The following is a 24,430-nucleotide window of genomic DNA, read 5'->3' as shown; positions in this document are numbered from 1 at the left end:
CTCTTTTTCAGGCAGTACAGTCAGATGTGTTCCTTTCCGATTGTAAATCATTCTTTCATGATGCGGCGTCATTCATACAGACCTTTATCGGATGGACGATTTCTGCCGGGCAATCTGTGGCACAGATTAGTACCAAAATTCCTAATGCGTTTATAGCCGGAATCATATATTGGGTATTGCTGATATTGGTTGTCGGAATATGTGTCGCAGGGACAGGGATACTGGCGATACTGATAGAAATAAAGGTTATAGAATTATATAAGAAAAACTGTTGGGATGTTATTACCCTACTGATAATACTGACAAGTACTGCTGTCATCATTTATTTTGGAGAAACAATCAAAAAGGTACTGTCAGTAAATCTTCTATTGCTTTTTGTGCTTTCACAGGGAGCATATGTTGGACTTAGATGTTATTTGAAAAATCAGTTAAATACCAAGCTATATTGATGAAAATATGATAGAAAAACGTATAAGAGCAGGGGATAAAACGCACATCGTCCCCTGCTATTATATTATCCTTTTCAATTTCTATTAGGATATGTCTGTTTCATTGTTTCAGCAATGTAAATAACATTGGAAACTAACATAATGTGCTTTCTGCAACTGTGTTCGTCCCGCTGTTCTTCCCGGTAGAAAAACTGGTCTACGGAAATATCGAACATGGTAACGAGTTTGAAAAATAAATTGAAGCTGGGATGTTGTCCCTTGTTTTCAATATTCATAATCGTGCGGTCTGTCTTGCCGACCAGCTCCGCCACATAGGCCTGTGTCCAGCCCCTTTCCTCTCTGGCTTGTTTGATTGCCAGCCCGAGCCCATGAAAGTCAAACCTGATTTCATCTTGGTTCATTCTCATATCACCCTATATCATTGTACATTTCGGGTTGAATTATGAGAATGTAATGAAATTTGATGTTAAGTAGTATTTTATTTCATTATCAAATAGCCACATGATTGAATATAGCAAACGATTGTGATAAAGTTGATACGAATATGCCATAAAATTATATTCTGCAAATTGATCAATGTTAAAGAGAGGTATTTTATATGAATTACACAATTCTAATAGTTGATGACGATATGGCTATCAATGATATGCTTGTTAAATATCTTCGGAAAAATGGTTATATAACATATTCTGCTTATTCAGGAACAGAAGCCCTTCTTTTTCTTGAAAAGCAAAAAGTTAATCTGATTATTTTGGATTTAATGCTTCCCGGTCTTTCTGGTGAACAAGTTTTAGCAGAAATAAAGAAAACAAAAAATGTACCTGTAATCGGTCTATCTGCAAAAGAAGATTCTAAAAGTAAAATTTTCTTATTGAAAAACGGTGCTGATGATTATGTAACGAAACCCTTCGATATAGAAGAACTACTTGCAAGGATTGAAACGATTTTGCGACGGATTTATGAAAATCAATATACATCAAATTCCTTGTTATGTTGTGGCGATTTAAATTTAGATACAATAGGAATGGAGGCCACTCTAAAAAATCAAAAATTGCCCCTTACAAAAAATGAGTTTGCTATATTGAAAATGCTTATGGAACATCCGCAACAAGTATTTACGAAAGATATGATTTATGAGCAATTATGGAATGAAACTTTAGAGGGAACTGAAAATGCTATCAATGTTCATATCAGCAACTTACGCAAAAAAATTGCTGCAATAGATAATAGTAAATCATATATTAAAACGGTTTGGGGAATTGGGTTTAAGATGGACATATAATCTTTATGAAATCCTTAGATTTAGAAAATAATTTACTTAAACTTATCCCTTACACTAAAACCACAAGGAGGGATATATCATGGAATATATACTAAGAACGAACACAGTATCTAAAAAATACACAAATTATTATGCTGTTGATAAAGTATCCATTTCTATTAAAAAAGGCGAAATATATGGCTTGATTGGAGAAAATGGTGCTGGTAAGTCTACTTTAATGAAAATGATTGCAGGTTTGGTTGAACCATCAGAAGGCTCTATTGAACTATTTGGAAATTTTGTTCCCCAGACTGAGCGTTATCGTATTGGTTGTGTGATTGAATCTCCGGCACTTTATGCAGAATTAACCGCAAAACAAAATTTGGAAGTATTTAGAAATGCATATGGACTGTCAAGCAAAGAATCTGTACAACAAATTTTAAAGCAGGTGGGTCTGTCACAATATGAAAATAAAATTGTCAAAAAATTTTCATTAGGTATGAAACAGCGTTTAGCCATTGGCATTGCCTTGTTGGGAAATCCTGATTTTCTGATTCTTGATGAACCTATCAATGGCTTAGATCCGACTGGAATACAAGATATGAGGAATTTCTTATTAAAACTAAATAGGGAAGAACATATTACCATTATGATTTCCAGTCATATCTTGGGGGAATTGTCAAAAATTGCAACGAAATACGGCATTATTAAAAATGGCAAGCTGATTGAAGAAATCACTGCAAAAGAATTAAATGAAAAATGTCAATGTTGTTTAAAAATTAAGGCATCAGATACTGCACAGGCCGCTATTTTAATAGAGAAAAATCTCCATACTAAAAACTACGAAATTCTTTCTGATAATAATATTCGGATTTTTGAATATGTAGACAATCCCGGAATTGTAAACTCCTTACTGGTTAATCATGGAATTTCTGTTGATGAATGTACTGTAACAAAGGAGTCACTGGAAGATTACTTTAATGAAAAAATGAGAGGAGGCATAGTCAATGCTTAATTTAATTAGAGCTGATTTTTATAAAGCAATACATGGAAAAGTCTTGAAAGTATGTTTTCTTATGATGACAGGATGGATATTCTTATGTGCTTATGCACAAAAAGCAACGATTGGCATGAGGGAATATTTGGTAGGTACAGAAGTTTCTGCAAATTACTGGGATTCTTTTTTTAATTATTACCCGGTTGTATTCCCTTTGATTGTTTTTTGCAGCTACTATTTCTCAAATGATTTTCGTCAAGGGACTGTAAAACATTATATAGAAAAAGGTCTGTCACGATGGAGTTACTTCTTCTCAAAATTTGTAATTGGCTGGATTGTATCATTCTTTTTTTTGGTGTCTGCCTTTTTAATTGGTTTGTTATGTAATAAAATTTTTTTTGAAATAAGCGGTCTTACTTTTACAAACATTAGCAATATAGTGTCCTACATATTCTGTGAGGCATTATATCATATGGCTGTATCAACGCTCGCAATTTCACTTGTTTTTCTCATAAGAAACAGTTCAGTTAGCATGGCAGTTAATGCTTTGCTTATATTTTTTGGTTATCTGGTTCTTCATGGATTGGAAAGTATTTTGGGCTTAGGATATAACATCACAATTTTTTGGGCAATTAGTAATATCAATAAAACAAGAATAGATATGGCAGTTCAATGGCTTCCAACCGCAATTATCATTTTCTTCGCCTATATGATTATATTTGGTGGAGTTATAGGAACAATTTTCAAGAAAAGAGATATTACATAATGCAGGGAGGGATAATGTTATGAGTGTGGTACTTCAAATATATGCTATCATTGTGACACTATCTCTTATTATTGTTTTATCATTTTACTTGCTTCATCGTAGGGAGGTAACCCGGTTAAGCCAGAAATTGCAAACACTTTTACATTCATTTACCCATGCGGAATTGACATTAGATTTTCCCTCTTCCGATATAACCGATCTTGTAAATGCTTTAAATGAATTGCTTCGAGTTTACCACAAACAAGTATATTCATTACAAAAAAAGGATGAGGCAATCAAAGAAACAATTACAAATTTAGCTCATGATCTTAGAACACCTGTGACTGCTATTCAAGGATATACCCAAATGCTTCTACAATCGCCGGAGTTGTCCGAGGAAGATTTAGATGCAGCAGCTGTTATAAATGAAAGATTGAATGTTTTAAATCAGTTACTAAATCAGTTGTTTGAATTTGCACGAATAGAAGCTGATGAAATGGAATTTTCTTATACTACATTTGATTTAAATGCTGTTTTACGCTCTGTTGCAGTTTCCTTTTTTAAATCTTTTGAGGAACGCAAAATAATTCCAGCATTAAGTATTGCAGAGATTTCTTTTCCATTTTATGGAGATGAAAAAGCAGTAACCAGAATTTTTGAAAATATCATTTCTAATGCCTTGTCACATGGGAAAAGTGATTATCATTTTTCATCTTATGATAATAATGAATATTATTACTTTTCTTTTCAGAATATTACTGACAGCATAAGTGAATCTGATATAGATAAAATATTTAATCGCTTTTATACAACAGATTTATCTCGTTCTCGCAAAACAACTGGTTTAGGTCTCACGATAGCAAAGAATTTAACTGTGAAAATGGGCGGTTCTATCAGTGCTTCTCTAAATAATAATGTTTTTGAAATTGTAGTGTGCTTTCCTAAGCAAAAAGGATAAAAAACTGATGAACCTGCTTTGGTGGTTAAAAAAAACGCTTATAAAGTAGGTGTATTACATTGCTTATTCACATAAAAAACTTGATGGCGGTTTCAAAGCCGCCATCTTTCGTGCAAATAATATTCTAACACAAACATGGTGGCGTAGGAGGATACTCGTTCAAAGGAATAATATCAATAAATGAATTATGAATGGTCCTACTAGTCAAGACCACCGGCTTAGCCGGTGGCTTGCTTTGACCCTATAAGGGTCTATTACCGGCACTGGAGTCTAAAGACTCACTGAAATAGGTTCGCCAAGCGCAACATCATTTACCCACTAAGCCCTAAAGGGCTTCTTTTATTTGTTCGGTTTTACTGGCTCACCCGTGAACGGGTCAATATACTCTTTCAGTGTCATCTGGTCATATTCCAAATCTTCTTGTAACTGATTTGCTATATATTCCTGTATTTTCTGTTGTTGACCTCATAAATTATCAAAATACTGATTTACTTGCCTGTCTCTGAATTGACCTGTATACTGTCATCAGCATACAAAAAGGAAAAGGTCTCAGAGCACCCTCCTGGCAAGTTGTGTACTCTGAGACCCTGGTCACTAAACCATGGTTATTATATCAGATTATTCACTTGTCCTCAAGGAGGAGTTTGTGTTTTTTGTTGAGAGCAGTGTGACCACCCATATGTGCCCAATCTGTCAGGCTACGCTTTCCTACCGGGATTCCCGTCCACGTATCCGCAAAAAAGAAGGCGGTGTGAAGGAGCAGTTAATCATCCGACGGTTTCATTGTAAGAACTGCCACTCCTATCATAGTGAGCTTCCGGATTGTCTTGTGCCATATAAGCACTATGAAACAGAAGTGATCTCCGGAGTACTGGACGGTATTGTACAGCCGGATGACCTGGATTCTGAAGACTACCCATCCTTCACTACCATGCTCCGCTGGCTGCAGTGGTTCCGTGAAAATCATGAACGTATTAACGGATATTTAAGAACGATCCGGGAATTCCTGTTGGGTTATAACAAAGAAAAGCTTGCTTCTGTTTCACTGCTCGATTCTTTCAGAAACCAATATCAAAACTGGTTAGAAATCATCTTGCGTCAGATTTACAACAGCGGGGGATTTTTAGTCCCGATCCGCTGGTAAGGCTTATGCACCTACTTTGCATCGTCTGTCAAAGTAGCAAAGGGTATATTGGTCTCAAAAGGAGGTCATTATCTTATGAATACAACAATAAACAGACAACAATGGCAAGAGGAAGAAGCCCTCAGGCGTTTTCAATTGATTTCACCGCTTCTCCAGACTGGTCTGGATGATGCAAAGCGTATCCAGCTTCGCAAAAAGATTGCAGAAGAAAACAACATATCTGTCCGTTCCCTTTACCGCTATGAAAAAGCTTTTTCGGAAAGGCAGTTTACAGGGCTAAAACCTGCTGACCGTGAGAAACACCGGTCACAAAAACTTCCGGAAAACTTTTCGTTCCTGTTGGAACAGGCAATCCAACTTCGCAAGGAGGTTCCGGAGCGGTCGGTTGCCCAGATCATCTACATCCTGGAAACGGAAGGGCTTGCGGTACCCGGTACTTTAAAGCGTTCTACTTTGGAACGCCATATCTATAAGGCTGGTTACGGACAAAAGCAGATGCAAATGTATCAGGATGCAAGAAACAGTTCTTCCAAACGCTTTTGCAAACCGCACCGTATGATGCTGATCCAGGCGGACATCAAATATGGACCCAAGCTTCCAATCGGAAGAAATGGGGCTAAGGTACAGACTTACCTGTCCTCAGCAATCGATGACCATTCCAGGTATCTTCTATCATCCCGGTTTTATGACAATCAGGGAGAATCAATCATTGAAGATACGTTTCACCAAGCGATTTCCCGGTATGGAATCTTCGATTCCTGTTACTTTGATAATGGAACACAGTATATCGCAAAACAGATCCGTTCTTCCCTTGCAAGGCTGGGCATCCGTGTGATGTATGCAAAACCAAGATCCGGCAAAAGTAAAGGGAAAATCGAAAAGTTCCATCAGGTGGTAGATGCTTTTATCCGGGAATCAAAGCTGAAAAATATCAGAACATTGGAGGAACTGAACCGTTTGTGGGCAATCTACCTGGATGAGTATTACCACAAGAAAAAGCATGATGGCATTGCAGAATACTACGAAAGCCTCGGTGCCGCCATTCCGGAAGAAGGCATATCACCACTGCAGGAATGGAACCGGGACAGCCGTCCACTGACTTTTTTGGATACAGCCGTTGTAGCCGAAGCTTTCCTGCACCATGAGCAGCGAAAAGTGGATAAAGGTGCCTGTATCAGTTTCCGTGGGCAAAGGTATGAAACCAAACCTGCCCTGATCGGATATACGGTGGAAATCTCCTATGATCCGGCAAATCCTGAGATCATCACCGTTTCCTATCCCGGATTTGAACCTTTTCAGGTAAGGCCTGTAAAGATTGGACCGTATTGCGACAGGCAGGCAACACTTCCGGCTGCCATGCAGGGACAAGTGCCGACAACTTCCCGTTTTCTGGATGCGCTGGAAACGAAATATACACAGAGTAAGTACCAGATGGCAGATGCGATTTCATTTGCATCTTACAGGAAGGAGGCGAATGACTAATGTATGAATCATTCTTTGGCATGGAACATACACCGTTTGTCCGGGATGTCCCTCCTGAAAAACTGTTCGAATCCAATGCTTTCCGGGAAACTCTCGGCCGTCTGGCTTATGTGGCGGACCGCCAGATGTTTGCTGTTGTAACAGCTGATTCAGGGTGTGGAAAGTCAACGCTTATCCGCCGGTTTTATTCGGAACTTCCAAAAGAGGATTACATCATCCTTTATCTGTCAGACTCAAAACTGACCCCAAGGTGGTTCTATAAAGGTCTGCTGGATCAGTTGGGGCTGGAATCCCGTTTCTACCGCGGTGATTCAAAGCGCCAGCTGCAACAGGAGATCGAGGTAATCCGGGGCGTACAGCGTAAAAAGGTTGTCTGCATCCTGGATGAAGCCCACTTGTTGGAGAAGGAGACACTGGAAGAGTTTCGCTTTCTGCTCAACTACCGGTTTGATTCCATGAGTCCCATGGCTGTTGTTTTAGTCGGACAGACCGAACTGTGGGAAAATAAACTAAAGCTGCAGCGGTATGCCGCCATCCGGCAGCGCATTGACATGTACTGTACGCTGCCTCATCTTGACCGTTCTGAAACAGAACAATATATCGTAAGCCACATGGATTACTCCGGATGCGGGCAGGAAATATTTACAACCAAGGCATTGGATGAGATCCATAAGGCATCTGCAGGAATCCCACGGATGATCAACCGTGTCTGTGAAAAAGCTCTGATGTATGCGTTTCAAAATCAGAAACGATTGATCGATGATTATATGATCAAGTTCGTTGTGGAACACGAGATGCTTGGGATGGTAACTTCATAAAGCAGGTACCGCCTGGAAACAGGCGGTATTGCCTAACTGACTGGTGACAGAAAGTTAAGCAAGTGAGCGTCAACTGATGTGAGCAATCTGGTGACAGCTCATGAAATCACTAACAATTTTCTTTGCATTTTTCCCTACCGTATCTACATAATATCCTCGACACCAGAAATGTCTATTTCCATATTTATATTTTAAATTTGCATGTCTTTCAAATATCATAAGTGTACTTTTTCCTTTTAAGTACCCTACAAAATACGATACACTTATGCTCGGTGGAATTTCTACTAGCATGTGTACATGATCTGGACATATTTCCGCTTCTACAATTTTTACACCTTTTCTCTTACATAACATACTCAAAATATTCGCTATATCCTGCTTTATTTTTCCATATGCTACTTTTCTTCTATATTTTGGTGCAAATACAATATGATACTTACAATTCCATTTTGTATGTGATAAACTATTACTATCCATTTGGATAACCTCCTTTGTCCTTTAATGCGGTTGGCGAACCAACATTATTGTAACACAGGAGGTTTTTTACTGTAAGCTGAAGCATTCCTAACTCACCTGCATAGCAGGTGGTTTATTTGTTTCCCAAAGTTCCGTTTTTCGGATCAACGAAAAACTACACAATGGTAAACAGGGCTTTGCCCTAACAAGAAGAAAAGCGGCAGAGATTTCTCCCCTGCCACTTTGATTATGTAAAAAATATCTGTGTTAACGAGTCTCTTGCCTTGCTTGTATCTCGTTCATTTTTCCAATCGAAAATCAGATATAAACTTTTGTTTAAATTGCCTATAATTCAAGTGAATCTTCTGCATCCACCCACATCTGTAAATTACCATTAAGATATAATCTCGCATATTCCAAAGGTTCATCCACAGCCAATGAAGTAAGCGCACATTCTGATCTGTATGTGGTTTTTAGATTTTTTTCAGCTTCCCAGCAATCAATACGAAGCATATATCCGGCACTTGTGTAAACATCAATACTATCGTGGTTTATGTTGTATTTTGCATAAATTGTTCTCATCGTATCTTATCTCCATTTTTTTATAATCAGTTACAGAGTTAAATATCGAAAACATTTCAATCAGTTCACCATGTCGCTATTGTTATATGTTATAATGTGTTATGAAATTTTCTTTCCCTTAATTTTTCCCATATTAAAGTTCATGAAAACCAATGGGAGGATATAACACAAGGGAAAGAGTAAGGGAAAGTTCACTTGCTACAAACTTAGTATTTTCAAGGGTTTGCGAAGAATTTGATAATCAAATATAACAGTTATTAAATTTCCTAAAATAAGTGAAATATCAACTTGAATTTGACAAAGGAGTGTGATTGTATGAAAAGGCAACTGCAAGGTATAGCATTGATTTTAGTTAGTATCCTGCTGATGTTAGGATATGGCAATGTGGCTTTTTTTGATTTAAGTTTCAAATGGGCTTTAATCTTTTCAGTTATCGGCATTACTGGCGTTATAATGACATTTTTACCCGATAAGAAGTGAACACATTCCTTTGTCGGATGGGAATAGAGGACGGACAGGCAAATCAGCTTGCCCGTCCTTTTCTTTATCGCTCCTGTTCCTGCCGCTTGGTGTGGTTCTGTGTCTGCTCCGGCTGCTCGGCTTTCAGTGCAATATCAACGCACTTGCGTATCTTCTGAAGCTCGGCAACCTCGGCGCGGGTAGCTTTCAGTTTGGTGTAGTCGGTATCTCTCTGCTCTTTGAGGTCGGCGTATTCATGTTTCCATTTGGAGATAGGCAGCGTCTTTGTATCTGTCAGATTTGCATGGAGATAGCGGCTTGCTGCGTTCCATAGGGTCAGTTCGGCGCGGTGGGCTTCCTCATACTTATCCCGTTTGTTCGTCCAGCCGTTTTTCAGCTTTTTCAGTTCGGCATGAATGGGCTTATACTGCAAATAATTCTCGCCGTTCTCTATCAGCTTTTGCAGTTCTTTCATGCGCTGCTCGGCGGTTTTCATTCCCTCCCGGATTGAATAGGCTCTATCACTGACAGAGGAAAGGGCTGCGTCCAGCTCATCAAGATTAGAGATACCATGCTCGGAAAGATAGTTGACCGCCGCCGCTATGGTTTTCAGTTCTTCGGCTGCGTGCTGCTGTTGCCAACGCTGTGAATACTTCCGGCTCTTTTCTCTCTGAACGCTCAAATACTTCATCAACAGATTTGCGAGGTCGGGAGATTGCGACGGCTGTTCTGGGGCGGTTTCCCGCGCTTTGAACAGGTCGGCAATCCACTCTTTGAGCTTTCCAATCTGCGCCCGGATTTCCCGGATAAGGCGGTTTGCCTTTTGGATATTTCGGTTCAGTTCGCCTTTCTCGGTGGCGATACCTTTCTTCTCCATTTGGCAAGCAGCCACGCCCATGTGGACGGTGGGTATCTCGTCTATACCGCGCTCGGCATTGCTGCGGTGGTCGATGCGCTCTGGGCTTCCGTTCCTCTCCAAAAAGTCGTTGGTAAAGTCAGCCCATGCCTTGCGCCACAAGAGGGTGTTGTCCTTGTCGTTCCAGCCTGTAAGGTCAATTTTGTGCGTCTTGTATCTGCCGCTTGGCAAGCGGATACGCTCGCCGTTCTCGTCAAGGTCATATTCCTTTTTGGATTTCGCTGCCCATGTGCCGCGCTCGTCAAGGGGGCGCATGGTAAGCATGATATGACAATGGGGGTTGACGCTGTCGGTGTCATGGATAGCAAAATCCACGCACATTCCTCTGGAAACAAATTGAGAGGAACAGTATTCCCGGACAAGCCGTATCTGTTCCTCTCGTGATAATTCTATGGGTAGGGCTGCGTCAATCTCTCGCGCAAGCTGAGCGTTCCCGGCTTTCTCGTAAAGCTCCACACTGTTCCACAAAGTAGCGCGGTCAGAGAATGAGGGCGGGGCATGGGGCGGCAGCATGATTTCTGTATGGACAACGCCGCCTTTGCGAGTGTAGTCATGTGTCATTCCGTCCCATTCGTTTGTCAGCTTTTCGCCGCTTCGGTAGGCGGCTGCGGCAACGGCTGATTTGCCTTTTCCTCGGCTCACAATGCCGATGTTCCAATGGTAAATGGCTATGGGTATCACCTCCCGGATAGGATAATAAATCCCGCAAAAATGGTACAGACGCCAACGGCGGGTGTACTGTTTTTGTGGGTGTGCAGGGATAGCCGCGAAGCGGCGCAAGGGGTGCAGCCCCTTGTTGCGGCAAAGCCGCCATATCGGAGCGCGGGGTAAAATCCCTGTGCGGAGATAAGCCCTCGGCAGAGCGCACACGCCCGCAAGGGTGTATAAGTGCGCCCTTGTTGCCAAGGGATTATTTAGCTTGTCGTTTCCTCGGCTCGTTTTCTCAAAAACTCCCGCGCTGGTTCACTCGTCAAGGCAAGCCGGAGAAGTGCTGTGGCTTCCTCGTCGGTCATGTTCTTTGCTTCCGGCACAATACTTTCAAAGACTGCGCCCCGGACGATAAGGCGGTGGCTGCGCGTTCTGCGTTCTTCTTTGGATAGCTTCTGACGCAACATCTTTTCCCGGTTCTCAAACTGCCGGATTTTCTTCTTCCCGTCCTCAATCTCGGCTTGCAGCTCCTCACGGGTTTTCTCTCTCGGTTTCGTCATGGGTGGCCGCTCCTTTCTGCCTGTCGGCATAGAAAAAGGACAGTCGATTTCTCGGCTGCCCTTTTGGGTGGGTATTAAGTTTTATTGTGTGCTGTTTTATCTTACCCTTATTGTTTTGACACTTTACTTAAACGGGATATTTCATCATCATTATTCAATAATCGTGTTGATAGCAGACTGTACCGCTTTATATCTCCCCTCATTTGAGTGTGCCGCTAAACAGGTAATTAAATATGCTTTTCCATCTTTTTCATACAGAACAACAATGTTATAGGAAGATGCCATTGTTCCTGTTTTCATTCCTTTAACATTTGCATTATAGTACGGTGAATTTTCATCTAAAAATTCATTTGTATTTTTCCATGTAAATTCACCTTGCGGAGTTTGAATTGAAAATTCGCTTTTTCCAATACATTCTTTAACAAAATCGTAGTTAAGGAGCTTCAACGCTACGCGGTTAATGTCATCTAAATGAGAGTCAGCTTGCATAGACGCGCCACTTGGGTCATTATATAAATTTGTTTTGGAATAGCCTGCTTCGATTAAATACTCACTAAGTTCTGTCATGAAATAATCTATATATTCCGTTGCTGTATAACCTTCGCCTAATTCGTTTTTAGCGATATGATATGCCAACACATAGGCTGCGTCATTTCCGGAAGGAACAAGCATAGCCTCCATGATTTGTTTAACTGTGTATTCCCCAGCATACAGATTTGCTAAAGATGAACCCGCCGGAACAAGTTCTAATACCTCTTGATTTACTTCAACAATATCTTCCAAATCTACTTTTCCCAAAGCATAATCAATGGCAAATAGTTTTGCCAAACTTGCGACAGTGGGCAACTGGCTATCACCCTCGTAAAATAAATATTCTTCTTGCTCAATATCATAAACAGAAAATGAAAGAGCGTCCTGCGGAATGTTAAGCTCATTCGTACTTAGTTGAAAATCAATTTTTTTATAGATGTCCTTTAAGAAATCAAAACGATAAATCCCTGTTTTGTGTAGCCCAATTACTGCAACAAATGCTATAAACAACACTGTTACAAAAGCTATTATTATCTTTTTACATTTTCTATGCTTCTTCATATTTTTTCTCCCACGAATTTATATCTGCCATTCTGTGCCTTTGAGAAAAGTATAGCACAAGAACATGAACAAATCCACATTATTTCAACAAGTTTGTAGTGCTGTTTTCTCTGGCATATTGCCGCGCTGCTTCCCGCCGTTCCTCGCTGTATGGGGCGGTCAGACGGAAAGAGAAACGGCCTTTCTCAATGTCAAACTCCATGCAGCCCGTTTCCGGGTCGGTGTCGGTCTGCTTGCAGTTCTCCGGGTAGCGGCGGCTGTATGCAAGCATCCGTTTCTTTAGGTCGGTGTTGTGGGTGCGGATATGGATCAGCGGGTCTTTCTCGTCAAACCAAATATCGGTGGTCTTTTCCTGCTTCGTAAGCCCTGTTCTCATAAACTCTCCTTTCTGCGCCCCTGTTACGCAATAGGGGCATTTTTCGGGTGTTTTTCCCGGCTCTTGACTTGGGGAAAATGAGGATTTTCAAATAGAAACCGCCCGGACAGGGAATGGTTCGTCGGGGCGGCTGTTATCGCAAGATTTCTGTTTTTTCCGGCTCTTGACCGTCAGACGCGGATAAACGCGTACTGTCGGCAAGCACCAGTTTGAGCAGCTTGTCGCGGAATGTTTCTGTGCTGCTGTGATTGAAAAATAACTCCGCAACAATGGTCTGCCCGTTCCTCTGGGTCGTGATGATATTGTCGGGGGTCTGTTCTGCCATAGGCGGCTCCTTTCTCCGGGTGCAAAAGAGGGATTTCCCGTAACTCGGAAAATCCCTCTTGGTTGACGGTTATTCTGTTTTACTGTGTGGGCTGTGCGGCGGCTGCCTGCGCCTTTCTCCTTGCCCGGTATTCCCGCGCTTTCATGCGGTCATACTCCCGCTGCTTTTCAAGGTTTCGCGCCCGGTACTCCCTTGAATACTGCCGGTGGTAGGCGCGGCTCTTTTCCTTTTTGGCTTCTTCGATTTCCTCCCGCATTTGCCGGATTTCCTGCTCGGTCGGCTCTGCAAGCTGTGTCACTTCGTTCTCAAACTTGCCGATATAATTGAAATATATGCTGATGTGCTGGATTGCGTATCTCGCCCTTTTCTGGTCGCGCTCATGCACTTCAATCCGGCTGATAAACTCGTTGAGAATGGCGGGGGTAAGCTCGGTAAAGGCAGCATGGCGTTCCGTCAGCTTCAAAAACTTCTGCGCCCGTCCTCCCGCGTTCTCAAAAGCGGATAGCTGCTCTTGGAGCGTGGCAAGCTCCGCTTTCAGCGTGTAGTATTCTTCTGAATACTTCTGCGACATCTGCTCATAGCGGTCTTGCGGGATCGTGCCGAGGGCGTTGTCCTCATAGAGCTTGTTCAGCACCTTGTCAATCTGTTCAAGGCGCGTCGTGATTTGCGGAATACGCTTCTGCTGCTTCTTGGTCTGATCGGTCTGCTGCATGGCAAGGTTCTTTTTCACTAATGCTTCAAACTCCGCCCGATTGCTGATAGAATAGTCCTCGATTTTCTTCAGCACTTCCGCGATGGTCTGCATGAGCAAGTCCGCGTCCATGATGTGCGGGGAATGGCATTTGGGGTTCTTGGCTTTTCCCTTGTGGTACTCGCTGCAAAAAGCAACGTGCCGCTTGCCGCCGTTCCGGTAATCAATACGAATGTGCATTTTTGCGCCGCAGTCCTTACAGAAAAGTAAGCCGGACAGAGGGTGGATTTCCCCGTCCCCGTTGGGGCGTCTGACGGGTGCGTTTCCCAAAATCCGCTGTACGGTTTCAAAATCGCTGCGGCTGATAATCGGCTCATGCACATTTTCTGTGATGTGCCATTGGCTCCGGTCTACATAGTGGTTATGTTTATCCCGGAAATGCTTTGTAGTCTTGAAGTTGACTACATCGCCGCAATACTCCTGCCGTGTGAGGATATTGGTCAAGGTGGCTTTGTTCCACTTGCAGCGGTTATCCTCGTTGAGTGTCTTATTTTTACAGGTTCCCCGCCCGCGGTCTTTCATGTAGAAAGTGGGGGTAGGGATTTGCTCCTGTGTCAGATATACGGCGATTTGGTTGCGGTTCTTCCCACCGATAAACAGGCGGAAAATAAGGCGTACAACCTCGGCAGCTTCCTCGTCGATTATCCAAAAATCCTTGTTGTCCGGGTCTTTGACATAACCGTAAGGGGCTTCGGTGACAATCGGCTTTCCACTCATGCCTTTGGTCTTAATGCCCGTTTTCACTTTCTTGCTGATGTCCTTTGCATACCACTCCGACATGATATTGATAAAGGGCGCAAACTCCAATGTGTCGGGCTTCTCGCTGTCAATGCCGTTGTTGACCGCGATAAAGCGCACATTGTTCCGTCTGAATATCTCCATCGCGTTTCCGACTTGGAGATAGTCACGCCCCCAGCGGGTAAGGTCTTTCATAATGCAGACACCGATTTTCCCGTTTTCCACATCGTCCATCATGCGGGAGTAGGCAGAACGGTCAAAAAACCTGCCGCTTTCGTCGTCGTCGATGTAGTGCCGGATATTGGTTAGGTGCTGCCCTCTGGCATAGTTCTCCAAAAATATTTTTTGGTTCTGTATGCTGTTGCTCTCGCCGCCGTCCCTGTCCTCGTCGCCCACGGAAAGGCGGGAGTAAAGGGCTGTAATTTTGCTATAATCAGTCATGTGCATAACCTCCTGTGCGTCCATGTATGTGTCATTTACACTTAAAATTATGCACTCCATCTGGCAGAACCATACTCCACACCCAGCCGATATTTCCTGGCATTTTTCGTGCGGTAAATAATAATAAACTTTACAGCCACGCCTCCTGTAATTCCCCAAAACAGATCCATATGATTCAAGCTTGGCCAGAGATTCCGAAATGCCAGTTCAAAATAAGTAATAGTGTTCATAAATTTATCCCAGGAAGTTGCTCCGGTGTTTACCCGATACAGCCAGGCAATCTTATTGAAAAAATAAGCAAACATCAGATAGGGGAAATTAGCTAAAAACAGCTTTTTCTGATCTGCCCTCTTCAATTCACTTGCCTTATCCGTAATCTGATTTTTCACATCCGCAAGAATTTTTCCTGGGATACTCTCTGAAGAAAAAAAAGCTTTTCCAGATATTTTTCTCTTTTTCGGAGAGCCTCTGATATGCTGAACTTTTCCTCTTTTCTTCTTATGCTGCTGTTTTTTCTCCGTCATAAACTCTGCCCTCTGTCTTTCTGCTGTTCTCTTGCTCGTTCTCTGTTCTTTCCTTTAGACACAGCATCCTTAAAGTGCATAAGTTTTTTCATAATAGATGGTTTATCCTTTTTATTCATCTGTACACCCAAATATTTCTTAAATGCCAGATTCATCATTTCTGTATCCTGCCCTTTAAAGAACACATAGTAAGTCGGTGGCTTGGTCGAACTGTCTTTTTTCAAGGCAAAATCTAAGCGGTATTTCTTCGCCACACGCTCAAAAGACTTGATATTTCCATCTGTGATTTCAATATTGGATAAACCAGAACCCTGGCTTTTCAGTTCTTTGTATGACTGTTTTCCAACCTTGTAAGGATTCTTTCCCTTTTGCTTCTGTCCTGACAGATACTTCCGCAGCATATTTTTTAACACGTCGGCAGTCACTCTTGCAGTTTTAACCGACAATGCGATTGTTTTCTGTGTAACTTCTTCCTGCAATTTGCACGCCTCCTTTCGATTCTGATCCGCAAATTACGGTGGTACTAACAGATGGGGGAGATATATTTTCATTGGAATTTGACTCCTTTCCACTTCCCGACAAATTGTCGAGAAGTCATGGGTTTTAATTTTCCACTGTCTGCTTCAATAAATAAATTGTGCTGAACTGCACATATAACTTTTCTTCTTCCCAATCCATCTGATCCATCAGCAGGCATTGGAATAATACATCTACATCCTGCAATTTATAAATCCTGTTGCACGTTTCTGACAAACCTTTTAATTCCGGAATCTCTTGCATCGCATTTCGTCTGTGCATAAGACATTGCAAGTATAATGCTTCAAGATGTTTCTGGCTGAAAATAAGTGCTGTCGTATCCTGTTCATTGACTGTACATTTACGTTTTTCTAACTCTTCTTGGGAAATGTCCAGAAAACATCGGATATTTTCGACATATACATCACCATCAAATGTTGGATGCTTTTTCTTAATCCATCGTTTTGCCGCTACCTCCATATTCTTTCTGTCTCGATCAGATCTGGCACTACGGAAATTCAGCCTTTTGCCCATTTCTGCATAGATATTACTTTTCACCTGCCGCTCTGCCAAAGCTGCGTATTCTTCATTGCGAAAAAAATAATCTAAAAGTTGGTTCATCTTAGCCTGACTATCTACCAAATGATAACATTCCTCGGAAACCCCCAAACCTGCAAATGCAACTGGCGCACTTCCTTTTTTGATTTCTTTTTCAATTACTCTTAAAATGTCTCTCTGTGATTCCATTTCTCGGTTTCCTCTCTCTTCTTCATTTTTCTGATTCTTTTCACAAATCATCAATAAATTTTCATCTGCTCTTTTCGCTGTCAGTGTCAGTGAATAACAAACAAAGATCAGCAACAGTGATACCAATGCACTTCCAACACCAATCATAAAAACTTTTCCCCCACCAATACATGAAGCAATCCGTCCCATTTAAAAAACGGACTGATTTTTTTCAGCATAGCAATCAAGTCCGCTTCATTTTCTATTTCAATATCCAAAAATTCTATTACACTAATTTCAAGTCCATCCGCAATTTTCTTTAATTGTTCTACTTTCGGCTTTCGTATGCCTATTTCATACTTCCGAATTGTATTCACATTAATTCCTGTTCGTTCTGCAAGCAGCTCCTGCGATAGCCCTCTCTGTTTCCGAAAATAACGAATCTTTTCATTTATCTCCATGTCTTTCATCTGTTGAACTTCTCGACAATTTGTCGGGAAGTTGTTCCCTTTCCCTGTTTTCTTTTCCTTCATATCCATACATAGATATTTCCTCATCCAATAGCCTTGCAACCATAAAGCAACAAGACAGCAAAAACAAAAGCACTATTCCTGCCATAATAATAATTATCAAATCAATCACATCTCATCCTCCTATGTAAGCGGTACAGAAAAAGCAGCCTTGACAGACTGCTTTTTCAATCACCATATTCTATTTTTGTTCTCATGTAAAAAGGCTTCCGAAATTGTGCGAATCCCAAACGCTAATCCATCTATGTAAGCGTCTCTCTGTTCTGTTTGTTTAAGATTTAAAGTATATTCCTTGTAATCCTCAAACATTGCCTGCAGATCCGGACTCATTAGACTTATCATTTCCTTTTCTAATGTTTCACACAGTTCCTTTGTCTCTTCATAACTTTTACTTTGTGTCTCACATTGATTCATTGGATAAATGCTATAATACAATTTTTCCAGTTGCTTTTCGCTCATTTTTGATCACCATTTCTTTCAGTCTTTTTATGATCCATATAATTCCAGAAATGCCGTTTTTTAGCAAAATGCCTGCTACAGCTAATAATCTCCAGGCAAGAACCCCTATTCCAATCAAACTTCCTACCATCAGTTTAAGTACCACCAAACCAAGCATTTCCCCTGTCCCCACATTTCTTGGAACGACCAGCAAAAACATTTTCTGGATTCCGAAAGGTATTCCCACAAAAAGCAATAATTTTCTCCAGTCTACTACAATATGTTTATGGTTAATATCCCTTACAGCCAGTAAGGAATTATCCATCTTGTTGCTTAAGCTGTATAATGATGGAGCAATCGGTATATCGTCTTCCAATCTTGGACTTCGCGTCCGTAAATTAGACTGATAACCAGCTCCTCATTCGCAGCGTTCGTTTTATGCAGGTTGAATCGCCATAGGTGCATTCGCGTCACACCACAGTAGATTGAATAGGCAATGAGTAAAACTGGTATTTATCCATTGCAATAATCTTAAGGAGTGACAATTTATGAACGCAGTAGGTATCGATGTTTCAAAAGGTAAGAGTATGGTTGCTATCATGCGACCTTTCGGTGAAATTGTTTCCGCACCTTTCGAAATCAAACACACAGCCAGTGATATCCATTCACTTGTAGAACTCATCAACTCTGTTGAAGGGGAGTCCCGAATCGTGATGGAGCACACAGGACGTTATTATGAAGTCCTCGCCCATCAGCTTTCAAAGGCAAATCTTTTCGTCAGTGCCATTAACCCAAAACTTATCAAAGACTTTGATAATGATTCTCTTCGTAAAGTGAAATCTGATAAAGCGGATTCTGTTAAGATTGCCCGATATGCTCTTGACAAATGGCAAAATCTTAAACAGTATAATGTTATGGATGAATTACGCAATCAGCTCAAAACCATGAACCGTCAGTTCGGCTTTTACATGAAGCACAAGACGGCTATGAAAAATAATCTTATCGGCATCCTTGACCAAACCTATCCTGGTGTTAATACTTACTTTGACAGTCCTGCACGCAGTGATGGCAGCCAGAAATGGGTTGATTTTGCATCTACATACTGGCATGTGGACTGTGTCCGTAAAATGTCTCTGAATGCCTTTATCGACCATTATCAAAACTGGTGCAAACGTAAAAAGTACAACTTCAGCCAATCCAAAGCTGAGGAAATCTATGGAAAAGCAAAGGAACTTGTTCCTGTACTTCCTAAGGATGACATTACAAAGCTTATTATCAAGCAGGCTGTAAACCAGCTTAACAGTGCTTCTACAACCGTTGAATCACTACGCACACTTATGAATGAAACTGCATCCAAACTCCCAGAGTATCCTATTGTTATGGCGATGAAAGGGGTTGGTGCTTCGCTTGGTCCTCAATTGATGGCTGAGATTGGTGATGTTTCCCGTTTTACCCATAAAGGTGCTATTACTGCTTTTGCCGGTGTAGATCCCGGTGTTAATGAATCGGGAAGTTATGAACAAAAAAGTGTTCCAACTTCAAAACGAGGCTCATCTGATCTTAGAAAGACTTTATTTCAGGTAATGGATGTCTTAATAAAAACACACCCACAGGATGATCCTGTGTATCAGTTCATAGATAAGAAACGGGCACAAGGCAAGCCTTATTATGTCTATATGACTGCAGGTGCCAACAAGTTTCTAAGAATCTATTACGGACGAGTGAAAGAATATCTTTCATCTCTTCCAGAATCCTAATCATCATTATAATTCTCAGACCAGCACTGGTGTGGTGGTCTTATTTTGATACCTACTTTTCAACCTGTATAAAATTTTCAATGTTCTTCAATTTAGCCTTGACTTTTTATTTGCAGGCTAATATTTCACCATTCATGCACATAGGGTGAACAATTAAGCAGATAATCATAGCTATTGCACCAGGAATTATCAATTTTGTTATAATTTCTTTTCCTCTCATATGCCACCTCCGTACATATCATGATTTACTTTTGCCTGGTAATAATTGCCTATTGTCGTTATTGAATTCATAAGACAGGTAAGCAAGTACGCTTTTATGTTCTTTACTTCCCTGGTATTCTCATGCAGACAATCAAGTACATACTCTATGTGGCTTTCTTCCAGCAACAATAATCTGCTTTTTACGAACTGATATGGGTATTTCACTCCACTGATCGTAATATTCTCCCGTTCTATGCTGATTGTTTCCACAATTAGTGCCACAATTTCATCCAACTGTTGCTGTTCCCCTAGTCTGCATCGTTGTACAAGACAGTCATATTCAATATTTCTTTTTACAAGTGCAGTATTCATCTGGAATAACTCCATCTCTTCCATCAAATCCATTGACTGCTGTTCGGAAGAATCTGAAAGATTGATAAGATCAGTATTATTCCTGTCCGTATTACTAATATCAGTATAATTATATTTAGTATTAATTGGGTCGATTTTTCCGACCTCTGTAGTTCTGATTTTTCGACCACGATAAGTCGTATTTTCCGACCTCTTGAAGTCGGTTTTTCCGACCCCTTGAAGTCGATTTTTCCGACCACGATAAGTCGATTTTTCCGACTCCGATAAGTCGACTTCTTCGACCTCTCGATTTTGTTGAATACTCTCTTCGGATTCATCATTGTTTTTAACATCTTTTGATGTCCTTAAAATAAAGTTCTTTACATAAATAATATCCGGTTTACCAAATCCTTGTTTGACTCTTTCAATTAATCCGATTCCCTTTTTGGTATCCAGTTCTGCAAGCGTTTTCATTGCTTTATCTCTTCCACAATTCATATACTGAATAACCTGTTCAACAGTAAAAATAATATAAACCTTACCCTCTTCATCAAACCATTGATGTCTGATAGATAAAGCCATTCTGTCCAGCATCAGCCCATAAAGAACCTTTGCATCGCTGGACAGATTACGGAAATATTCATCTGTGAATAATACTTTGGGAATACGGTAAAAAGCAAACTGTTCCGATTCATAATCGTGAAAATAACCAAACTCTATTTTTGTGCTTTCGGATTTTGCCATTTTGCTTTCCCTCCTTCCCTCGTTATTGGCTTTTCTTCCAGTTATCAAGCAGTTCATAGATAACCTGTTCAATCTGTTCTCTGTTATATTCCTTTGGAAAATACTTTCGTATTTTCTTTTCAGTTAAAGTAACTTTTCCTGTCTCTGTTTTCTTTTCATTCAGAATAAGCTGTACCGCTAATTCTGTCAGATTACCTTCATCGCTGTATTGCTTCAGTTTTGTCGCCATTGAACCTGTAACAGAGCTTGCTCCAGACACTATGCAGTCTTTCACCCAAATCTGCTCCGTTTCTGATAAATAGGTTAATGAAACACCTACTGTAAAATTAATCTTTCCTTCATCCAACAATTTCAGCAATTCCGGAATAAGACAGGTCAAGCGTATGTAACGCTGAACGGTTCTTCCACTGTCACCGGCAGCCTGTCCAACCAGATCTGCACTGTCAACAGAAGCTGCGTTTTCGTCTTTTATGCCCTGATGTTTTACTGCATCCATCTTCATCTTATAAGCATATGCCTTTTCGCTTGGAAGCAAATTTTCTCTCTGTATATTAGAATCCACCATAACGATTACGGCTTCATCATCGGTATAGTTCCGTATGAGTACTGGCATTTTACTTTTTCCAGCCAGTTCGCAACCACGTTTTCTCCTGTGACCAGCAATCAGTTCATATCCTCCCTCTGCGCGAGGACGTACCAATGCAGGATTTAAGATGCCATAATTCTTGATACTTTCTACTGTTTCAGCCATTTTTTCATCATCATTTACATGAAATGGATGATTTCTAAAAGGATGTAACTCATTTAATGGCACTTCAACAATCTGATTAAGAGTATTCTGTTCAGCTTCATTGATTCCAAGCAATTCATCATAAGAAGTAAGCTGAATTTCTTTCTTAGGTTTACGCATGATTCAGCACCTCCTGGACAAGTGCTTGATAACTGTACGCACCTTTTCCTTTTGCATCGTAAGAAAAAATACTGACACCTTCTGATGCAGTTTCGGCAAGAGCTTCTGTTCTTGGAATTGTCTGATCAAAAATTATAATCTCTGCTCCATAAGCATCTCGTACTGCCTGCTTATTTCTCTTTGAATTATTATAATGACTGCTGTCCATTGTAAACAGAATCCCTTCAATCTGTAAATCAGGATTAAATCTCTGATGAATGCCTTTCACAACTTTCAGTAATTCCATGAGGCCATCTGCCGCATAGTATTGAGGCTGCACCGGAATCAAAACGCTATCAGCTGCACTTAACGCATTAATTGTCATCATTCCCAACGAGGGCATACAATCAATCAGGATATAGTCATAATCATTTTCCAAAAGTTCCAGATATTCTTTTAAGACTTTTTCTCTGTCCTCTACCGTAAATAATGACATGTCCATTCCCGAAAGAAGTTTATTAGATGGAATTACATCTATTCCTTCCTCATGGTGTAAAATTGCTTCCCTGGGATCAAATTCTAATCCCATAATGATATTTTCCATCATTGTTTTCAATGTTACCCTTAAGTTCTTTGGAAAACCAAGTCCCATTGTCAAATGTCCCTGTGGATCAGCATCTATCAGCATTACACGTTTTCCAACCTTAGACAGTCCTACTCCAAGATTAATAGTGGTTGTAGTCTTTGCTACTCCACCTTTTTGATTTGCGATTGCGATTATTTTGCACATGATATAATTCTCCTGTTTTTCTACTATTTTTTATTTACATTACTTTTTTCAATTTCAGCATAAGCTCTATAATATTTGCTCGTCCCTTTATTGGAATAAAGTTCCGATAATTCCATAACTTCAATTTTAGGATGACGCTGCAGGATTTTCTGAAACCATGCAATATCATTTTTTGTTCCCATCAGTCTCACTTTCAGCATTAATCTATTCCTCCAAGCATGGCATGTAACTTTTGATTGTACACTACATATTCCGGATAACGGATCTGTATTGCCTGCCAAAAATATGGTGCATATACACAGCAGAAGATATCCTCTACTGTATACTGTCTGCACTCGTTTACCTGTTCCTCTGCATCTTCATAATCCCAAACGCTTGGCGTGCTGTTACAGTACAGATTAAATGCCATCCTTACCACTTTTAAGCTACCGCTTGTCTGCCATCCTTCATGTAAACATTTCGTTTTAACAGACCCCGTTTTAAAATTATAAATTCTGTCAGCATTTTTTCTGGTATCTCCATTAATACCCAGACAATAACACAATGCCTTATGGTACACATCCTGATACCGTACTTCTTGTAATTTTTCATAGTAGAATTTTTCATGTGCATCACTGATAAAAATAATGTTTTCTGCTCCTAACGCTGTACTTTTCATTTTGAACCTCCTTGAAATAAAAAAGGACCTTACCAATTGTTCTACCAATTAATAAGGTCATACTATATGTTACTTTTCTAAATTCGTGCTAGGGATTCCTCTTTAGTAAAAACTTAGTAAAACATCCCTACTGGTTCAAAAATATACTGTAAAATCAAGGTTTTTCAGAATTTTGCTAAGGTAGTGCCGTGGCATACGAAAAGTACTCGAATCATTGTTTTTTCTCCTCTCAAATTGCCTTGAAATGCCGTATTTTGCAAGGTTTTATCAGCATTTCAAGGTATCGTAGTTTTCTTCTCATTTACTACATTTTTTGCAAAAAAGTGCAAAATGAATCAAATCACTTCCATCTGTAGTAGTCAAATCGTAGTCAGTTTAGAGGGTGCAGACTACTGCTCAAACAAATTTCCCAACTTAATTAATCTTCTAATATCTTTAAAATGCAGTGCTAAAATCTTTCTTCACTTTAATCATTTAACTGCATTACATGAACATCCATATCCAATATTATAGGAACATGCATAATAAAATACATTCAGTGATTTCTCCGTTATTTCGGATAAAAAATGCTGATACAGAAACCGGATGGAATGTGCAGATTCTAAGGTCAGTATGGATAATATCAGCAGAAATAAGGTATCTGCTGTCGGAACAGAAAAAGTTTCAAAATAAATCAAAAAATATTGATGAAGTCTACCACTCAGTGTTTTTTCGTTGTATAATGTTTTTGTCGTACAGGGTCACTTTCCTTTGTAATGTTTTGGGTCAAATTCATTATACTCATGGAATGAAAAATATGCATACTTTTTTTGTTTCGTTGTCCTTAAAATATCCGCACATATCGTAAGGCCCCGTCTCAAAGGTAATAAGCCTTAATCCATATTTTGCGGCATTAATTTTCATGCTCTTTTTCATGTCATTTGCAAAATCTATAAATTCCTTGGAATTTTTCCCATAGTCATCTTTTATTGTTTTTCCCTGATATTTTCTGTATAGTTCTTCCAAAACGTTTTCCTTTCATATTCTGAACTTTTGAAATGATGTCGCCATTGATAACATTTTTATTATACAGGAATAAGGCGGTAATCGCAAACACAATCCACAATAC

At 40.3% G+C, this 24,430-nt stretch carries 31 protein-coding genes and 2 pseudogenes; 10 read left to right on the top strand and 23 right to left on the bottom strand.

The features are described 5' to 3' along the window. A partial coding sequence (locus G4417_RS16785; protein WP_243872145.1) for a DUF6040 family protein occupies positions 1-449 on the top strand: 449 nt, incomplete at its 5' end. Positions 450-523: 74 nt separating this feature from the next. On the opposite strand, the gene G4417_RS13055 is transcribed toward G4417_RS16785, so the two are convergent. Then, positions 524-856, bottom strand: a complete 333-nt coding sequence (locus G4417_RS13055; protein ID WP_005337285.1) for a helix-turn-helix transcriptional regulator — start codon at positions 854-856, stop codon at positions 524-526. 191 nt (positions 857-1,047) lie between these two features. Between G4417_RS13055 and G4417_RS13050 the strand changes: the two genes are divergently transcribed. The 4 genes from G4417_RS13050 (at position 1,048) to G4417_RS13035 (ending at position 4,410) form a co-directional block, all read left to right on the top strand. Further along, the gene (locus G4417_RS13050; protein ID WP_005423706.1) at positions 1,048-1,731 is read left to right on the top strand and encodes a response regulator transcription factor; all 684 of its coding nucleotides are present in this window, start codon (positions 1,048-1,050) and stop codon (positions 1,729-1,731) included. A gap of 79 nt (positions 1,732-1,810) precedes the next feature. Then, positions 1,811-2,725, top strand: a complete 915-nt coding sequence (locus tag G4417_RS13045; RefSeq protein ID WP_005423704.1) for an ATP-binding cassette domain-containing protein — start codon at positions 1,811-1,813, stop codon at positions 2,723-2,725. Next, positions 2,718-3,473 carry an ABC transporter permease gene (locus G4417_RS13040; protein ID WP_005423701.1) on the top strand — a complete coding sequence of 252 codons (756 nt, stop codon included), beginning with the start codon at positions 2,718-2,720 and terminating at the stop codon, positions 3,471-3,473. The genes G4417_RS13045 and G4417_RS13040 overlap by 8 nt, the downstream gene beginning before the upstream one ends. A 19-nt stretch (positions 3,474-3,492) precedes the next feature. Further along, the gene (locus G4417_RS13035) at positions 3,493-4,410 is read left to right on the top strand and encodes a sensor histidine kinase (protein WP_005423700.1); all 918 of its coding nucleotides are present in this window, start codon (positions 3,493-3,495) and stop codon (positions 4,408-4,410) included. Positions 4,411-4,749: 339 nt separating this feature from the next. On the opposite strand, the pseudogene G4417_RS13030 reads toward G4417_RS13035, so the two are convergent. Beyond that, a pseudogene (locus G4417_RS13030) lies at positions 4,750-4,866 on the bottom strand (IS200/IS605 family transposase); the annotation flags it as partial. A gap of 190 nt (positions 4,867-5,056) precedes the next feature. Here G4417_RS13030 and G4417_RS13025 point away from each other — a divergent pair. From G4417_RS13025 to G4417_RS13015, 3 genes are all read left to right on the top strand, one after another. Then, a complete protein-coding gene (locus G4417_RS13025) occupies positions 5,057-5,554 on the top strand; it encodes a DUF6431 domain-containing protein (RefSeq protein WP_173683765.1) in 498 nt (165 codons plus the stop codon). Between the two features lie 75 nt (positions 5,555-5,629). After that, positions 5,630-7,036, top strand: a complete 1,407-nt coding sequence (locus G4417_RS13020; protein WP_173683764.1) for a DDE-type integrase/transposase/recombinase — start codon at positions 5,630-5,632, stop codon at positions 7,034-7,036. Next, entirely contained in the window at positions 7,036-7,854 is an 819-nt protein-coding gene (locus G4417_RS13015; protein WP_173683763.1) for an ExeA family protein, read from the top strand. Before G4417_RS13020 ends, G4417_RS13015 begins: the two co-directional genes overlap by 1 nt. A 114-nt stretch (positions 7,855-7,968) precedes the next feature. Here G4417_RS13015 and tnpA read toward each other — a convergent pair. Continuing rightward, a pseudogene (tnpA, locus tag G4417_RS13010) lies at positions 7,969-8,331 on the bottom strand (IS200/IS605 family transposase); the annotation flags it as partial. A gap of 324 nt (positions 8,332-8,655) precedes the next feature. Next, on the bottom strand, positions 8,656-8,892 hold the full coding sequence (locus G4417_RS13005) for a DUF6061 family protein (protein ID WP_005337278.1): 237 nt from the start codon (positions 8,890-8,892) through the stop codon (positions 8,656-8,658). A gap of 315 nt (positions 8,893-9,207) precedes the next feature. Here G4417_RS13005 and G4417_RS13000 point away from each other — a divergent pair, with 315 nt between their 5' ends. Continuing rightward, entirely contained in the window at positions 9,208-9,372 is a 165-nt protein-coding gene (locus G4417_RS13000) for a hypothetical protein (RefSeq protein WP_158538937.1), read from the top strand. 64 nt (positions 9,373-9,436) lie between these two features. On the opposite strand, the gene mobQ is transcribed toward G4417_RS13000, so the two are convergent. From mobQ to G4417_RS12935, 13 genes are all read right to left on the bottom strand, one after another. After that, positions 9,437-11,173, bottom strand: a complete 1,737-nt coding sequence (gene mobQ / locus G4417_RS12995; RefSeq protein ID WP_330598729.1) for a MobQ family relaxase — start codon at positions 11,171-11,173, stop codon at positions 9,437-9,439. An 8-nt stretch (positions 11,174-11,181) separates the two neighbouring features. Then, positions 11,182-11,475 (bottom strand): DUF3847 domain-containing protein, encoded by a 294-nt coding sequence (locus tag G4417_RS12990; protein ID WP_147563635.1) that lies wholly within the window; start codon positions 11,473-11,475, stop codon positions 11,182-11,184. Positions 11,476-11,625: 150 nt separating this feature from the next. Continuing rightward, positions 11,626-12,567, bottom strand: coding sequence for a serine hydrolase (locus tag G4417_RS12985; RefSeq protein ID WP_158365021.1), 942 nt, complete (start codon positions 12,565-12,567; stop codon positions 11,626-11,628). Positions 12,568-12,646: 79 nt separating this feature from the next. Continuing rightward, entirely contained in the window at positions 12,647-12,943 is a 297-nt protein-coding gene (locus tag G4417_RS12980; protein ID WP_158365019.1) for a hypothetical protein, read from the bottom strand. A 133-nt stretch (positions 12,944-13,076) separates the two neighbouring features. Beyond that, a complete protein-coding gene (locus tag G4417_RS12975) occupies positions 13,077-13,268 on the bottom strand; it encodes a transposon-encoded TnpW family protein (RefSeq protein ID WP_112091126.1) in 192 nt (63 codons plus the stop codon). Between the two features lie 79 nt (positions 13,269-13,347). Further along, positions 13,348-15,198: a recombinase family protein gene (locus tag G4417_RS12970; RefSeq protein WP_330598348.1), complete on the bottom strand. Its 1,851-nt coding sequence runs from the start codon at positions 15,196-15,198 to the stop codon at positions 13,348-13,350. Between the two features lie 47 nt (positions 15,199-15,245). After that, on the bottom strand, positions 15,246-15,722 hold the full coding sequence (locus G4417_RS12965; protein ID WP_173683760.1) for a hypothetical protein: 477 nt from the start codon (positions 15,720-15,722) through the stop codon (positions 15,246-15,248). Beyond that, positions 15,719-16,201: a PcfB family protein gene (locus G4417_RS12960; protein ID WP_117457903.1), complete on the bottom strand. Its 483-nt coding sequence runs from the start codon at positions 16,199-16,201 to the stop codon at positions 15,719-15,721. Before G4417_RS12960 ends, G4417_RS12965 begins: the two co-directional genes overlap by 4 nt. Positions 16,202-16,325: 124 nt before the next feature. After that, positions 16,326-17,174: a hypothetical protein gene (locus tag G4417_RS12955; protein WP_243872144.1), complete on the bottom strand. Its 849-nt coding sequence runs from the start codon at positions 17,172-17,174 to the stop codon at positions 16,326-16,328. Then, the gene (locus G4417_RS12950; RefSeq protein WP_242650178.1) at positions 17,129-17,425 is read right to left on the bottom strand and encodes a helix-turn-helix domain-containing protein; all 297 of its coding nucleotides are present in this window, start codon (positions 17,423-17,425) and stop codon (positions 17,129-17,131) included. The genes G4417_RS12955 and G4417_RS12950 overlap by 46 nt, the downstream gene beginning before the upstream one ends. Next, on the bottom strand, positions 17,412-17,606 hold the full coding sequence (locus tag G4417_RS12945) for a hypothetical protein (RefSeq protein ID WP_173717691.1): 195 nt from the start codon (positions 17,604-17,606) through the stop codon (positions 17,412-17,414). The genes G4417_RS12950 and G4417_RS12945 overlap by 14 nt, the downstream gene beginning before the upstream one ends. Before the next feature lie 59 nt (positions 17,607-17,665). Beyond that, positions 17,666-17,953 carry a DUF6809 family protein gene (locus G4417_RS12940; RefSeq protein WP_015541255.1) on the bottom strand — a complete coding sequence of 96 codons (288 nt, stop codon included), beginning with the start codon at positions 17,951-17,953 and terminating at the stop codon, positions 17,666-17,668. Further along, positions 17,919-18,308: a DUF6050 family protein gene (locus tag G4417_RS12935; protein WP_243872143.1), complete on the bottom strand. Its 390-nt coding sequence runs from the start codon at positions 18,306-18,308 to the stop codon at positions 17,919-17,921. The genes G4417_RS12940 and G4417_RS12935 overlap by 35 nt, the downstream gene beginning before the upstream one ends. A gap of 172 nt (positions 18,309-18,480) precedes the next feature. Here G4417_RS12935 and G4417_RS12930 point away from each other — a divergent pair, with 172 nt between their 5' ends. Next, entirely contained in the window at positions 18,481-19,689 is a 1,209-nt protein-coding gene (locus G4417_RS12930) for an IS110 family transposase (protein WP_055249025.1), read from the top strand. 216 nt (positions 19,690-19,905) lie between these two features. On the opposite strand, the gene G4417_RS12925 is transcribed toward G4417_RS12930, so the two are convergent. The 6 genes from G4417_RS12925 to G4417_RS12900 all read right to left on the bottom strand — a co-directional run bounded on the left by G4417_RS12925 (position 19,906) and on the right by G4417_RS12900 (position 24,327). Further along, positions 19,906-20,985 carry a DUF6017 domain-containing protein gene (locus tag G4417_RS12925; RefSeq protein WP_227094344.1) on the bottom strand — a complete coding sequence of 360 codons (1,080 nt, stop codon included), beginning with the start codon at positions 20,983-20,985 and terminating at the stop codon, positions 19,906-19,908. A 22-nt stretch (positions 20,986-21,007) separates the two neighbouring features. After that, positions 21,008-21,895, bottom strand: a complete 888-nt coding sequence (locus G4417_RS12920; protein WP_059085507.1) for a ParB/RepB/Spo0J family partition protein — start codon at positions 21,893-21,895, stop codon at positions 21,008-21,010. Further along, entirely contained in the window at positions 21,888-22,664 is a 777-nt protein-coding gene (locus tag G4417_RS12915) for a ParA family protein (protein WP_005426615.1), read from the bottom strand. Before G4417_RS12915 ends, G4417_RS12920 begins: the two co-directional genes overlap by 8 nt. 23 nt (positions 22,665-22,687) lie before the next feature. Beyond that, positions 22,688-22,864: a hypothetical protein gene (locus G4417_RS12910; RefSeq protein ID WP_005426617.1), complete on the bottom strand. Its 177-nt coding sequence runs from the start codon at positions 22,862-22,864 to the stop codon at positions 22,688-22,690. Continuing rightward, on the bottom strand, positions 22,864-23,322 hold the full coding sequence (locus G4417_RS12905; RefSeq protein ID WP_005426619.1) for a DUF6075 family protein: 459 nt from the start codon (positions 23,320-23,322) through the stop codon (positions 22,864-22,866). The genes G4417_RS12910 and G4417_RS12905 overlap by 1 nt, the downstream gene beginning before the upstream one ends. A 780-nt stretch (positions 23,323-24,102) precedes the next feature. Beyond that, positions 24,103-24,327, bottom strand: a complete 225-nt coding sequence (locus G4417_RS12900; RefSeq protein ID WP_173683759.1) for a hypothetical protein — start codon at positions 24,325-24,327, stop codon at positions 24,103-24,105. Positions 24,328-24,430: the final 103 nt, after the last annotated feature.

This window comes from Blautia wexlerae (assembly GCF_013300825.1).
Taxonomy (GTDB): domain Bacteria; phylum Bacillota; class Clostridia; order Lachnospirales; family Lachnospiraceae; genus Blautia_A; species Blautia_A wexlerae_B.
Note: the sequence above shows the minus strand (reverse complement) of the source record. Positions and strands in the feature narration are given on the sequence as shown.